Here is a 12,349-nt window from a genome sequence, read left to right as displayed (position 1 = left end):
TCACAACAAATCGATATATCCAGAATCATGGAAACAGAGACTGCCCTCGCATGCCTTGCCGCGCTCTCGCAGCAGACGCGGCTCGAGGCTTTTCGAGCCCTGGTTTGCGCCGAGCCCAAGGGCCTGCCGGCCGGCGAACTCGCCCGCCTCCTCGGCGTGCCGCAAAATACGCTCTCGGCCCATCTCAGCGTCCTCTCCCACGCCAAGCTGGTCACCAGCGCCCGTAACGGACGCAGCGTCGTCTATCGGGCCGATCTTTCGCAGCTCAACGCGCTCATTCGCTTCCTCGTCGAGGACTGCTGCGGTGGAGCCGGATGCGCGCCGACTCAAATCCTCACCCTCTCGAAATGTGAGCCCGGGCAATGACAGAGAAGATCTACAACGTATTGTTCCTGTGCACGGGCAACAGCGCCCGCTCGATCATGGCCGAGAGCATCCTGCGCCAGCTCGGCGCCGGCCGATTCGACGCTTTTTCCGCCGGCAGCCATCCGAAGGGCGAGGTCAACCCCTACGCCCTGCTGACGCTGGAAAAGATGGGCTTCCCGCATGAAGGCTTCCGCTCCAAGAACTGGGACGAGTTCGCCGTCCCCGGCGCGCCGCAGATGGATTTCGTCTTCACGGTCTGCGACAACGCCGCGGGCGAAGCCTGCCCGCTTTGGCCCGGCCAGCCGATGACCGCGCATTGGGGCGTCGAAGACCCGGCCGCCGAGGAGGGCTCGGACATCGAGAAACAGCGGGCCTTCGCCCTCGCCTTTCGCTATCTCAAGAACCGCATCGAGCAGTTCTGCGCGATTCCGCTGCATCGCCTCGACCGCCTGGCGGTCGGCGTGCGCCTGCGCGAAATTGGTGAGACCGAGGGCGCAACCCATCCGAAAGCGGAGCAAACGCTGTGACGATCTTCGAACGCTATCTGACCTTTTGGGTCGCCCTCTGCATCGTCGCAGGCGTCGCGCTTGGGCACTTTCTGCCGGGCTTTTTCCATTCCCTCGGCTCCATGGAGATCGCCAAGGTCAACCTGCCCGTCGCGGCGCTGATCTGGCTGATGATCGTGCCGATGCTCATGAAGATCGACTTCGCCGCGCTGAAAGAGGTGGGGCGGCATTGGCGCGGCATCGGCGTGACGCTTTTCGTCAATTGGGCGGTGAAGCCCTTCTCCATGGCGCTGCTCGGCTGGCTCTTCATCGGCCATCTGTTTCGGCCCTATTTGCCCGCCGAGCAGATCGACTCCTATATCGCCGGGCTCATCCTGCTCGCGGCGGCGCCTTGCACGGCCATGGTGTTCGTGTGGTCGAGCCTCACCAAGGGCGAGCCGCATTTCACGTTGAGCCAGGTGGCGCTCAACGACGCCATCATGATCGTCGCCTTCGCGCCCATCGTCGGGCTCCTGCTCGGGCTCTCGTCGATCATCGTGCCTTGGGACACGCTGTTTCTCTCGGTGGTTCTTTACATCGTCGTGCCGGTCATCGCGGCACAGCTCGCGCGCAGCCGCCTGCTCGCCTCTGGCGGCGAGGCGCGCCTCTCCCAAGCGCTTGCGAAAATCGGCCCAGTATCGCTTGTAGCGCTGCTGGCGACGCTGATCCTGCTGTTCGGTTTTCAGGGCGAACAGATCATCCGCCAGCCGGCAATCATCGCCTTGCTCGCGGTTCCGATCCTCATCCAGGTCTATTTCAATTCGGCGCTCGCCTATGCGCTCAATCGCATTTTCGGGGAGGCGCATTGCGTCGCTGGCCCCTCGGCGCTCATCGGGGCCAGCAACTTTTTCGAGCTCGCCGTCGCGGCGGCGATCAGCCTGTTTGGTTTCGACTCCGGCGCGGCGCTGGCGACCGTCGTGGGGGTGCTGATCGAAGTGCCGGTGATGCTCAGCGTCTGCTCAATCGTAAACCGCAGCAAGGGCTGGTACGAGCGCGGCGCGATACGCGAGACCCAGGTCGCGCCGGCTGATTAGCCCCGTTTGCCGGCTTACTCGGCGCAGAGACGGTAGCCGAGGCTCGCGAGCTGGGCGCCGCTGATCTTCAAGAGCGGCCCGGGCACCGCGCCGCGCGAATTGCGCACGTGGTTGAGGAAGATGCGCCGTAGCGGCGGCTTATAGGCGGAGGCGAAGACGGCGGTCATCTGCGGATCGACGACGCCACTGGTCGGCCCGCCGACCCAAGGAGCGTGGAAGCCGAAGACTGCACCCGGCGAAACGCAGGAGCGCTTGGCGGCAAGATAAAGCGTGCAGGACGAGTCGCACTCGACCGCCCCGATGCGCACCGGCTCCCCGCGCGCCTGCGCCTCCTGGACGCGCGCGACATAGGGCTCGACGCGTCCGCCGTAATCGTGATCCACCACATCGAAAGCCTTTGCGGGGACGGAAAAGAGTACGAGCGTCATCATTCCTGCAAGACCGAAAGATCGCAGCATAGCTGTTCCTTTTGAGGCGCTTGGGCGTTGCGTTAATCGCCGCACATTTTTTCGTTAAGCTCCGTGGGCCAAGCGCTCGCCCCGGAGCCGTTGCCCGGGCGAATACGGCCCCGTCAGCTTCAGCGTTTCGATCGTTACGCGAGCGCTTGCCTGCCGGCAAGTAGGCCTCTGTTTTTGAACGAGGTTTTGTAGAAAAAATTTGCAGGGGCGCCCTTGAAGCGCGCGAATCGCGCGCTTTGTCGGGCAAAACTGCGGCGCCGCGGCGTCAAAAGGCGCGCAAGGATGGGGCGCAGGCGCCGCCGCAGGGAAACGGCGCCTGCTGCGACCGGCGCGGACGCTATTGGAGCGCGGCGCCGATCTCCAACGCCGCCCTCACGATCCCGGCGATCAGGATCAGGCCCAGCGCATTCCGCAGGACGACGCGCAACCGCGCAGACGGCGTGTTGCAGTAGAATTTGGAAGCCAATCCGCCCTCCATCCTGGATTTCATCAGCAGCCGTAGGGCCCGCAGCTCGGCGACTGATAATAGTAGCCGTTCGAACGGCTGTAGCCGCCATAACCCGGAGGCGGCGCGTCGTAATAGTAATCCGGCGCCGGGGGCGGCGGCGGCGCGGTCAAAGCCCCAGCCGCGGCGCCCGTCGCGCCGCCGATCAGCGAGCCGGCGAGCGCTCCGCGGCCGCCGCCGGCCAGTCCGCCGATTCCGGCGCCTGCCAGCGCCCCGATCGCGCCGCCGCCCACCGCCCGACTCTCGGGCGTGTAGCAACCCGCAAGCGGCGCGGCGACAGCAACGACGGCAATGAGGGCGAATGTCTTTTTCATTTTGAGTTCCGGGTCAGATCCAGAGGTCGGGCGACAATGGCTCGCAGGGAGCCATTTGCGATTGTCCCGCTCGGAACCTTAACGCTGCATGTATGGATGCGGGGCGCCTTATGCGCGCTTGTCATTGCCACGGCCCGCGCCCCTCCCTATAGTCCGCGCCAAAACGGGAGCAAAATGCTCCCCAAAACATGAACAGGGAACCGGAATATGCTCGAGGGCCTGCGCGTCGCTTCGCAGAACTGGATCGGCCGCGCCATCATGGCGGTTGTGATGGGCGTCATCGTTATCAGTTTCGCGATCTGGGGCGTCGGCGACGTCTTTCGCGGCATGACCTCCCAGCGCCTCGCCAAGGTGGGCTCGGGCGAAGTCACCGTGGACCAGTTCCGCACCGCCTTCCAGAACGATCTGCGCCGCATCCAGCAGCGTCTGCGCCGCGCCGTCACCGCCGAGGAGGCGCATAAGGCGGGCATGGATCTGCAGGTGCTCGAACGCCTCATCACCGACGTCGCGCTCGACCAGAAGACCCGTAACCTCGGCCTCGCCGCGAGCGACGACACCGTCCAGCGCCTGATCTCCAATGAGAAGGCCTTCCAGACGAACGGCAAATTCGACGCCGAGAAGTTCAAGGCCATCGCCCGCGACAACGGCTATACGGAGCGCAGCTTCGTCGCCGACCAGAAGGGCGCCTATCTGCGCAAGACCCTCACCGACCTCGTCATCAACGGGGTCGAGCCGCCGAAGCTGATGATCGAAGCCATCCATCGCTTCCGCAACGAGGCCCGCTCGATCGACTATTTCATCCTGCCCGTCTCCGCCGCCGGCGAGGCCAAGGCGCCGAGCGACGAGGACCTAAAGAAATATTTCGACGATCGCGAACAGAGCTTCCGCGCCAAGGAATATCGCAAGATCACCGTGCTGGAAGTGAGCCCGGCGACGGTCGCCAAGGCCGCCGATATTTCCGACGCCGACGCCCGCAAGCTCTATGACGAGGTCAAAACCAAGCGCTTTGGCGCGCCGGAGAAGCGCGAGGTCCGTCAGCTCGTTTTCAAGACCGACAAGGAAGCGGAAGAAGCGATCGGCAGGCTCAAAGGCGGCATGGACGTCGACGCCCTCGCGGCCGAGCTCAAGCGCAATCCCAAGGATGTGGATTTGGGCTTGGTCGAGCAGCGCGACTTCGGCGACGCCAAGGTCGGCTCTGCTGTCTTCGCCCTGCCCCAGCCCGGCGTGGCCGAGCCTGTGACCACCACCTTCGGAACGGTCGTCTCCGTCGTGAAGAAAATTTCGCCGGCCGTCGTCTCCAAGACCTACGAGCAGGTGGCGAACCTGCTGAAAGCCGAACTCGCCCAGCAGAAGGCCGCGCCGGAAGTGCGCCGCCTGCACGAGGCGGTCGAGGACCAGCGCGCCTCCGGCAAGACGCTTTCCGAGGCCGCCGCCGCCGTCGGCGTGAAGACCCGGGTGATCGACGCGGTCGACGACGCCGGCAATGGCAAGGACGGCAAGTCGGTCGACGTCCCGGCCGGGGCCGATCTGCTCAAGGCCGCTTTCGCCTCCGACATCGGCGTCGACAACGAGACGGTCGCGACGCGCGACGGCGGCTATGTCTGGTTTGAGATCAATGGCGTCGAGCCTGCCCGCCAGAAGACTTTCGAAGAGGTGAAGGGCGCCGTCGCCGAGGCCATGCGCGCCGAGAGCGCCCAAAAGGCGCTCACCGCCAAGGCCGACGACATCGTCGCCAAGATCAAGGGCGGCCAGCCGATCGACGCCGCCGCCAAGGAGCTCACCCTCGACGTGCAGCGGGCGACCGAGGTGAGGCGCGCCCAGCGCCCCGACTTCAACACCAATACGATCGTCCAGTTCTTCGAGGTCGCGCCGGGCGGCGCGGGCTCGGTCTCTGTCGACGGCGGCCGTCTGATCTTCGTCGTGAAGGACGCGCAGACCCCGCCCTTCGATCCGAGCTCCATCGAATCGAAGACGATCGCCGAGCAGCTCAAGCCCGCACTGCAGAATGATCTGCTCGAGCAATATGTCGGCGGCCTGGAAAAGTCCCTGAACGTCGAGATCAACGAAAAGGCCCTGCAGATGGCGACGGGCGCCGAGAAAGAATGACCGGCGCCATAGTCGAGCCAGACTTCGAGGCTTTCGCCGCCGATTACGACGAGGGCCGCCCGAGGCTCGTCGTCACGCGTCTTGTCGGCGATCTGGAAACGCCCGTCTCCGCCTATCTGAAGCTCTCGCGCGAACGCGACGGCGCCGCCTTTCTGCTGGAATCAGTGGAAGGCGGCGCGGCGCGCGGCCGCTATTCGATGGTCGGCCTCGACCCGGACGTCATCTTCCGGGCCGTGGGCGATAAGGCCGAGATCAACCGCAACGCGCTGGGCAATACAAACGCTTTTGTTCCCTGCGACGCGCCTCCCCTCGTGGCGTTGCGCCAGCTCATCGCCGAATCCGCTGTTCCGGCGGCCACGCAGCTTCCGCCCATGGCGGCGGGCGTCTTCGGCTATCTCGGCTATGACATGGTGCGCCAGATGGAGCGTCTGGCGCCGGCCAAGGAAGACAAGATCGGCGTCCCGGACGCGCTGCTCGTGCGCCCGACCGTCATGGTCGTCTTCGATACGGTGAAGGACGAAATCTCCATCGTGACGCCCGTGCGCCCGCGCGGAGGCGTAACGGCGCGAGCGGCTTACGAAGCCGCGCTGGCGCGTCTCGACAAAATCGTCGCGACGCTGGAGGCGCCGCTCGACCATCGCGACGCGGGCTGCGATCCGCGGCTTTTGGCGGAGGAGTCCGTCTCCAATACGCCCAAGTCCCGCTTCCTCGAGATGGTGGAGCGCGCCAAGGAATATATCCGCGCCGGCGACATCTTTCAGGTCGTGCTGTCGCAGCGCTTCACGGCGCCCTTTGCCCTGCCCGCCTTCGCGCTCTATCGCGCCTTGCGCCGCGTCAATCCGGCGCCGTTCCTGTGCTTCCTCGACTTCGGCGACTTTCAGATCGTCTGCTCCAGTCCCGAAATTCTTGTGCGCGTGGCGGAGGGCAAGGTGACGATCCGCCCCATCGCCGGCACGCGCTGGCGCGCCGAGACCAAGGTCGAGGACGAGCGCCTCGCCGCGGAGCTTCTCGCCGACGAGAAGGAGCGCGCCGAGCATCTGATGCTGCTCGATCTCGGCCGCAACGACGTCGGCCGCGTCGCCAAGACCGGTACGGTGCGCGTGACCGACAGCTTCACGATCGAGCGCTACAGCCACGTCATGCATATCGTCTCCAACGTCGAAGGCGAGCTGGACGACGCGCGCTTCGACTGCATCGACGCGCTCGCGGCGGGCTTTCCAGCGGGCACTGTCTCCGGCGCGCCCAAGGTGCGCGCTATGGAGATCATTGACGAGCTGGAGACCGACAAGCGCGGCATCTACGGCGGCTGCATTGGCTATTTCGGCTCGGGCGGGCAGATGGACACCTGCATCGTGCTGCGCACCGCAATCGTCAAGGACGGCAAGATGCATGTGCAGGCCGGCGCGGGCGTCGTCTATGACAGCGAGCCGGAATATGAAAACCGCGAATGCGTGAACAAGGCCAAGGCGCTGTTTCGCGCCGCGGAGGAAGCTGTGCGCTTCGCCTCCCGCGCGCGCCGCGGCCAATAGAAAGATAAGCGAGCGGGCCTTTCGCAAGACCCGCTCAGCCGTTAAGGACCGTTGATGGCCGATCCCACCATTTACGACGACGGCGACGATCCTTACCGGCCGATCCGCGTCGGCGATCCCGGCCCTGCGGGCGAAGCGGCGAAATGGGGCATGCTGCTGTCGCGCTTCATGCGCATCGTCGCGCTCTTCTGGCTGCTGCAGGGGCTGATGCATTGGCGCATCGTGCTGACCGCCCAGCAATCGATCTTCGATTCCATGCCGCTGAACGCCGCCCTCTCGATCGTTTTCTTCGCCGTGCTTGACCTCGTCGCGGGCGTCGGCCTGTGGCTTGCGACGCCTTGGGGCGGCGTGCTGTGGCTCCTTATCGCCAGCGCGCAAATTTTCATGACGCTCAGTATGCCCGGCTTCTTTATCGGCGGCTATTGGCTGATCGGCGTCAACGCCATTCTCATTCTCATGTATTTCGCGCTGACCTTCGAGGCGGGCCGTGACGTCGAAGCGCAGCGCCTGCGCGAGCGGCGCCGGCGCAAGGCGCAAGCGCGCGCCGCCCAGGAGACGCCGGCCCGAGAGGGCTAGCGCGCTTTCCGCTCGCATGGAATCATGCGAGCGATGAGAAAGCGCGAATATTCAAAAAAGCTGGAGCGCATTCTTTCCGCAAAAGTCTATCAACTTTTGTGGAATGCGCTCTAAGCATGCGCCGCGCGTTCGCGGATAACCGATAATGGCTCGTCCACAAGCAGCGCGCCGTCGCGATAGACCGGGCGCAACAAATTGACGCCGCCTCCCACCGGCTCGAAGCGCGCCGCATCGACGGCGACGGTCCGATAGCCGCCGTCGTTCGCCAGCCCCAGCAAGCCGCGTTTGGAGCGCTTGCCGTGATCCGTCACGGGGTCCTTATAAACATCGCGCCATACGCCGCCGATCTCCGCCGCGCTGGCCTTGTATGCGAATTTCTGCGTGTCGCGATCGAGCCGCTGCAGCAGCGCGCCGCCCATGCCGAAGGCGACATTCTCCGCGCTGAAACCGTCGCGAATAACGCGCGCGACCATGGCTTTGATGCTCTCGGGATTGACTCCGTCGCCCTGAATAACGCGAACATTGCGGAGCACCTTGTAGCCCTTCGAATTCACGTCGAATCCGAAACGCCCGGCAAGCAGCTCCAAAGTCTTCGCCACGATCGTCTCCGGATCGCCGCTGTCGGGCCGCACCACCAAGGTCGCGCCGCTATCGATGACCCGCTGACGCAGCGTCTTGCCCCACAGATGATTGACCGCTGCGAAAATGTCGTAGCTGTCGGAAACACAGGCAAAGATTTGGCCCGGCTTGCCGAATTGCGCGACCATATTGGCGTAGGCGTCGACCTCCCCTTCCCGACCCCAAGCAGTGATGGTGCTGTGCTCGGCGGCGGGGATCGAGTAGCCCGCCATGGGCTCATGATAGAAATCGCGCGCCGCGAGGAGCGCCGCTAGCGTATCCGTGCCCTTGAAGCTGACGAGGTGAGCAAGTCCGCCGAGCGCGGCGCTTTGATAGCTCGATACGCCGCGCGAGCCGAAATCGTGCAGCTTGAAAGGAAGCTCGGCTTGCGGATGATCGGCGGTCTTTTCCAAAGCCTCCTTGATCGTCTGGCGCACATGCCAGCTGATCGTCGCAACCGTGGTTGGATACCACATGCGCAGAAGCGCGGTTTCGACGTAAGAGGTGAGCCAGAAGAATTCCCGGTCCGTGTTGACCACGCTCATCAGCGCATTATGGACGGGAATGACGCTTCCCTCCGGCGCCGCGCGGATTTCGAGCGGAAAGCGCCCGCCATGCTTTTCGACAAGGCGCCGCCAGCCTTTTTCATTGAACGGCACGCCATGAGCGCCGAGCAGCCCACGCGCCTCGTCGATATGCGCGCGCGTGACCGGCTGCAAAAACTCTTGTTTCAAAATCGCCTGAAGGCCGAAGAACAGCGTGCGGTCCCAGACTCCGCCGCGGCTCTCGGCATAAGAGAAGACGCGTGTCGTTCCTGGCGGATATTGCAGATAGTGGCTGGTCTTGTAGCTGTCCGTGTTCAGGATCGGATTTGCGACGGTCATGGCGAAGCTCCTTCGCGCGAAAGCCCGCTTTGGGGTCTCTCCCCTTGGGGCGTGAGCGTCATTGCGAGCCGAAGGCGAAGCAATCCAGAGCCGCGTGCTGGATTGCCTCGTCGCTTCGCTCCTCGCAATGACGCGTACTACCAAGCTGCTCCGAGAAAATGTTCGAGGATGAAGAAATGATCCTCGAAAAGGCATGCGCGCATGCCCTGAATCTCCGAGACGGGAACCCAGCGCGCCCGCGCCGCATCGTCGGCGCCGCGCACGCTCGGCAGCTCCCCGGCAGGAAAATCGAAATAGAAGGCGTGCGTGATCGTCCGCCCGCGCAGCGAGCGGTCTGGATGATCGAAAACCCTCTGCCCGCGCAGGCTGCCGCGCAGCACGGGCGCCGGAATCTTCAATCGCGTCTCCTCGCGCAGCTCGCGAATGGCCGCGTCGCGCAGCGTTTCTTCCTGATTCACGAAGCCGCCCGGCAAGGCCCATAATCCCCGACCTGGCTGCGCCTTGCGCTTGACCAGCAGCACATGGCCGGAATGTGCGACGATCGAGTCCACCGTCACGTAGATGGGCGGATAAGGCGCATTGGCCCAGGCGGCGCGGTAGCTTTCGATATGGCGGAATTCGTCGAGCGTTTGCCGATAAGCGTCGGTCTTGCGAAAGGCGTCGATGATTTCAAAGACCTGCGCCGGCACATTGGCTTTGATGAGCTGCAATGCGCCCTGTTCTTCCGAGAAAAGCTGGCGCCGCAACTCCGTCGCTGACAAGAGCGGGACCGAAGCGGCGTCGACCAGCTCCCACTGCGGAAACGCCTTCATATAAGAGCTCGAGGCGTCCTTGCTGAAACCGAAAAGCGCGATCGATTTCGCCTCGCCTGCGACGCTCGCCACCTGCGCCTGCGCTTCGGCGAGCCAAGCGTTTTCATTGTAGAGATGGTCGCGCAAAGGCAAAGCCGTAACACGAGGCGCGTCCCCGCCGAGCGCCGCTTGAATCATCACCTCGCGCTCGGCAAAGCTCCAGGGGTTCTTTGCCGTGCGCGGCGCTTCCGCAGAGCCGACAAGCACGACGACGCGCGCGGAGAGCGCGAGCGCGCGCTGCAGAATGGCAAGATGTCCGAGGTGAAAAGGCTCGAAACGGCCGATGAAGACCGCGAGGTCATAGCGCATCATGAGGCTCCCTCATGGCATGGAAGCGGCCGGTCCTCCCGGCCGCATGGCAGTCCGCCATAAAGGAAAGTTAATCCCGCCGGAGCACTTTATCAAACGTGCGAGGGGTTTTTGTTAAACGCCGGGCGCTCTCCGTTAAGACTCTCCGTAAAACTTTATACAAACCGCGAAATGTTTAAGACAGATTCAGCGTAAATCGACTGTTAGAATTTAGCGCCTGTTCACCGAAAACGGCCTTTAGTCGGTAAACAAGGGATTCAGTCTGTTATTTAAACTCAAGTTCATTCGCATCGGTCTAATTTGAACCCATCAAGCGATCAACGCGCCGCCTATTCGAACGATGGAGAAGAAGATGAACGTCGCAACGAAGACAGCCCAGCAGAGCCGTGCGGAACGCATCGGCGAGGTCCGCCCGGTTTATCTCGAGGCGCTTACGCTCGTCGAGCGTCTTCACCGTCGCCTTCTCGACGTCATCAAGGACGAGTTCGACCGCCGCGATCGCGGCGACGTCAATTCCGTTCAGGCCCTGCTGCTCTACAATATCGGCGACAAGGAGCTGACCGCCAGCGAGCTGCGCACGCGCGGCTATTATCTCGGCTCCAACGTCTCCTACAACGTCAAGAAGCTCGTGGAGATGGGCTATCTGCATCACGCCCGCTCGCGCCTCGACCGTCGCTCGGTGCGCATCAGCCTCACGCCCAAGGGCAAGGAAGTTCACGACATCGTCGCGCAGCTCTACGACAAGCACGCCACGACCATCGAGCACATCGGCGGCGTCTCCGTCGACGAGTTCCACAACCTCAACCAGTCGCTGACCCGGCTGGAGCGCTTCTGGACCGACCAGATCCGCTATCGGCTCTGATTTTTCCCGATCCGTCCATCGTCGACTTCGCCGGCGCGGCCCATTTGGGCTTCGCCGGCGCTTTTGGCTGAGGCAAAGCTCCGGCCGAACTGGCGCAGAGCCCCCGCGCGCCCTATGTTTGAACGGGTCGTTTATGCTTCGGGGCGTCGATATGCGCTGGTCTATTACGCTCGGCACGTTCAAGGGAACGGCCGTGCGCGTTCATATTACCCTGCTGCTCTTCCTGGCCTGGATCGGGATTGCCGCCTATCAACGCGGTGGCGGGCAGGTCGCCGGCGAAAGCGTGCTGTTCATCTCCGCCATCTTTCTTTGCGTGGTGCTGCACGAGTTCGGGCATATTCTGACCGCCCGGAAATTCGGCGTCGTCTCGCATGAGGTGACGCTGCTCCCCATCGGCGGCGTCGCGGACATGGAGTCCATGCCCAAACGGCCGTATCAGGAGCTGCTCGTCGCCGTCGCGGGGCCTTTCGTCAATATCGTCATCGCCGCCGTTCTCTTTGCGGTTTCCGGCGCCTTCAATCTCGGGCACGCGGCCCATATCAGCGACCCGAATATCGGCATTGTGGAGCGGTTGGCGGCGACCAATATCTTTCTCGCGATCTTCAATTTGATCCCGGCCTTTCCCATGGACGGCGGGCGGGTGCTGCGCGCGGCCCTCGCCATGTGGCTCGGCCAGTCGCAGGCGACCCGCATCGCCGCTCAGATCGGCCAGGGCTTCGCTTTCTTCCTGGGTTTCGCCGGGCTTTTCGGCCATCCGATGCTGATCTTCATCGCGATCTTCGTCTATATGGCGGCGGCGGGCGAGGCTCAGATGATGTCCCTCACGGAAGCGGCGCGGGGATTGCCGGCCGTCGACGCCATGGAGACAAGGATCGCCGCCATCGGCCGCGGGACGACGGTGAGCGAAGCGATCGAGGTTCTCCTCGCCACCTCCCAGGATGATTTTCCAATGGTGGATCAGGCCGGGCGGCTCGTCGGCCTGCTGTCGCGCGGCGAGATCGTCGAAGCCCTTCGGGCCTCTGATCCCGGCGCGCCGGTCGCGCCTTTCGCCCGGAAGGAAGTGGAGACGATCGGATCAGACCAGATGGTCGACGCGGCCATCCCCAAGCTCAACGCCGGCGACCCGGTGGGCGTCATCGACCCCGAGGGAAGGCTGCTCGGCCTCCTCACCCGCCAGTCCATTGCAGAAATTATGATGATCCGGGACGCACGGCCCGACTGGCGCTTCGGACGGCGCGGGCTGCAGCCTCAGTAAGCGATTAAAGCCTCCGAGGCGGACCTCGTCCTTCGATGCGCGAGCTCCTCAGGATGAGACCGAGTGTTGACGTAGTTTGCAGAAAGCCCCCTTATGCTGAAGGAAGCCTGCGCAGCAGGCGTCTCGGGAGCGCGAGG

13 protein-coding genes are annotated in these 12,349 nt (G+C 63.8%); 8 read left to right on the top strand and 5 right to left on the bottom strand.

From position 1 onward, the window contains the following. Window positions 1–27 precede the first annotated feature (27 nt). The 3 genes from OGR47_RS08165 to arsB are packed head-to-tail and all read left to right on the top strand — an operon-like array spanning window position 28 to window position 1,945. Window positions 28–366, top strand: a complete 339-nt coding sequence (locus tag OGR47_RS08165; protein ID WP_165055628.1) for an ArsR/SmtB family transcription factor — start codon at window positions 28–30, stop codon at window positions 364–366. Further along, window positions 363–893 carry an arsenate reductase ArsC gene (locus tag OGR47_RS08160; RefSeq protein WP_165055626.1) on the top strand — a complete coding sequence of 177 codons (531 nt, stop codon included), beginning with the start codon at window positions 363–365 and terminating at the stop codon, window positions 891–893. The genes OGR47_RS08165 and OGR47_RS08160 overlap by 4 nt, the downstream gene beginning before the upstream one ends. Next, entirely contained in the window at window positions 890–1,945 is a 1,056-nt protein-coding gene (gene arsB, locus OGR47_RS08155) for an ACR3 family arsenite efflux transporter (protein ID WP_165055625.1), read from the top strand. Before OGR47_RS08160 ends, arsB begins: the two co-directional genes overlap by 4 nt. Window positions 1,946–1,959: 14 nt before the next feature. Here arsB and OGR47_RS08150 read toward each other — a convergent pair whose 3' ends face one another. From OGR47_RS08150 to OGR47_RS08140, 3 genes are all read right to left on the bottom strand, one after another. Further along, entirely contained in the window at window positions 1,960–2,403 is a 444-nt protein-coding gene (locus OGR47_RS08150; protein WP_246729853.1) for a hypothetical protein, read from the bottom strand. A 337-nt stretch (window positions 2,404–2,740) separates the two neighbouring features. Next, the gene (locus tag OGR47_RS08145; protein ID WP_256367651.1) at window positions 2,741–2,869 is read right to left on the bottom strand and encodes a hypothetical protein; all 129 of its coding nucleotides are present in this window, start codon (window positions 2,867–2,869) and stop codon (window positions 2,741–2,743) included. 23 nt (window positions 2,870–2,892) lie between these two features. Then, entirely contained in the window at window positions 2,893–3,222 is a 330-nt protein-coding gene (locus tag OGR47_RS08140) for a hypothetical protein (protein WP_165055623.1), read from the bottom strand. A 207-nt stretch (window positions 3,223–3,429) separates the two neighbouring features. Between OGR47_RS08140 and OGR47_RS08135 the strand changes: the two genes are divergently transcribed. From OGR47_RS08135 to OGR47_RS08125, 3 genes are read left to right on the top strand one after another with little or no spacing between them, the layout of a single operon-like run. Further along, entirely contained in the window at window positions 3,430–5,328 is a 1,899-nt protein-coding gene (locus OGR47_RS08135) for a SurA N-terminal domain-containing protein (protein WP_165055622.1), read from the top strand. After that, window positions 5,325–6,857, top strand: a complete 1,533-nt coding sequence (trpE, locus tag OGR47_RS08130; protein WP_165055621.1) for an anthranilate synthase component I — start codon at window positions 5,325–5,327, stop codon at window positions 6,855–6,857. The genes OGR47_RS08135 and trpE overlap by 4 nt, the downstream gene beginning before the upstream one ends. 54 nt (window positions 6,858–6,911) lie before the next feature. After that, window positions 6,912–7,433: a DUF6163 family protein gene (locus OGR47_RS08125; protein ID WP_165055619.1), complete on the top strand. Its 522-nt coding sequence runs from the start codon at window positions 6,912–6,914 to the stop codon at window positions 7,431–7,433. A 110-nt stretch (window positions 7,434–7,543) separates the two neighbouring features. On the opposite strand, the gene OGR47_RS08120 is transcribed toward OGR47_RS08125, so the two are convergent. Both OGR47_RS08120 and OGR47_RS08115 read right to left on the bottom strand, forming a co-directional pair. Further along, entirely contained in the window at window positions 7,544–8,935 is a 1,392-nt protein-coding gene (locus OGR47_RS08120) for a nicotinate phosphoribosyltransferase (protein ID WP_165055618.1), read from the bottom strand. Window positions 8,936–9,072: 137 nt separating this feature from the next. Beyond that, on the bottom strand, window positions 9,073–10,098 hold the full coding sequence (locus OGR47_RS08115) for a bifunctional nicotinamide-nucleotide adenylyltransferase/Nudix hydroxylase (RefSeq protein WP_206527500.1): 1,026 nt from the start codon (window positions 10,096–10,098) through the stop codon (window positions 9,073–9,075). A 337-nt stretch (window positions 10,099–10,435) separates the two neighbouring features. Between OGR47_RS08115 and ldtR the strand changes: the two genes are divergently transcribed. Both ldtR and OGR47_RS08105 read left to right on the top strand, forming a co-directional pair. After that, complete coding sequence (gene ldtR, locus OGR47_RS08110; RefSeq protein ID WP_371824420.1) at window positions 10,436–10,957, top strand: transcriptional regulator LdtR; 522 nt, start codon at window positions 10,436–10,438, stop codon at window positions 10,955–10,957. 151 nt (window positions 10,958–11,108) lie between these two features. Beyond that, window positions 11,109–12,212: a site-2 protease family protein gene (locus OGR47_RS08105; RefSeq protein WP_165055616.1), complete on the top strand. Its 1,104-nt coding sequence runs from the start codon at window positions 11,109–11,111 to the stop codon at window positions 12,210–12,212. The last annotated feature ends 137 nt before the right edge of the window (window positions 12,213–12,349 follow it).

The organism is Methylocystis sp. MJC1 (genome assembly GCF_026427715.1).
In the GTDB taxonomy this organism is placed as follows: Bacteria; Pseudomonadota; Alphaproteobacteria; order Rhizobiales; family Beijerinckiaceae; genus Methylocystis.
This window is presented reverse-complemented; position numbering and strand designations above follow the sequence as displayed.

Coding starts and splice junctions, on each gene's coding strand:
- OGR47_RS08165 (WP_165055628.1), top strand. CDS start 28: ATGGAAACAGAGACTGCCCTCGCATGCCTTGCCGCGCTCTCGCAGCAG.
- OGR47_RS08160 (WP_165055626.1), top strand. CDS start 363: ATGACAGAGAAGATCTACAACGTATTGTTCCTGTGCACGGGCAACAGC.
- OGR47_RS08150 (WP_246729853.1), bottom strand. CDS start 2,403: ATGCTGCGATCTTTCGGTCTTGCAGGAATGATGACGCTCGTACTCTTT.
- OGR47_RS08140 (WP_165055623.1), bottom strand. CDS start 3,222: ATGAAAAAGACATTCGCCCTCATTGCCGTCGTTGCTGTCGCCGCGCCG.
- OGR47_RS08135 (WP_165055622.1), top strand. CDS start 3,430: ATGCTCGAGGGCCTGCGCGTCGCTTCGCAGAACTGGATCGGCCGCGCC.
- trpE (WP_165055621.1), top strand. CDS start 5,325: ATGACCGGCGCCATAGTCGAGCCAGACTTCGAGGCTTTCGCCGCCGAT.
- OGR47_RS08125 (WP_165055619.1), top strand. CDS start 6,912: ATGGCCGATCCCACCATTTACGACGACGGCGACGATCCTTACCGGCCG.
- OGR47_RS08120 (WP_165055618.1), bottom strand. CDS start 8,935: ATGACCGTCGCAAATCCGATCCTGAACACGGACAGCTACAAGACCAGC.
- OGR47_RS08115 (WP_206527500.1), bottom strand. CDS start 10,098: ATGATGCGCTATGACCTCGCGGTCTTCATCGGCCGTTTCGAGCCTTTT.
- ldtR (WP_371824420.1), top strand. CDS start 10,436: ATGGAGAAGAAGATGAACGTCGCAACGAAGACAGCCCAGCAGAGCCGT.
- OGR47_RS08105 (WP_165055616.1), top strand. CDS start 11,109: ATGCGCTGGTCTATTACGCTCGGCACGTTCAAGGGAACGGCCGTGCGC.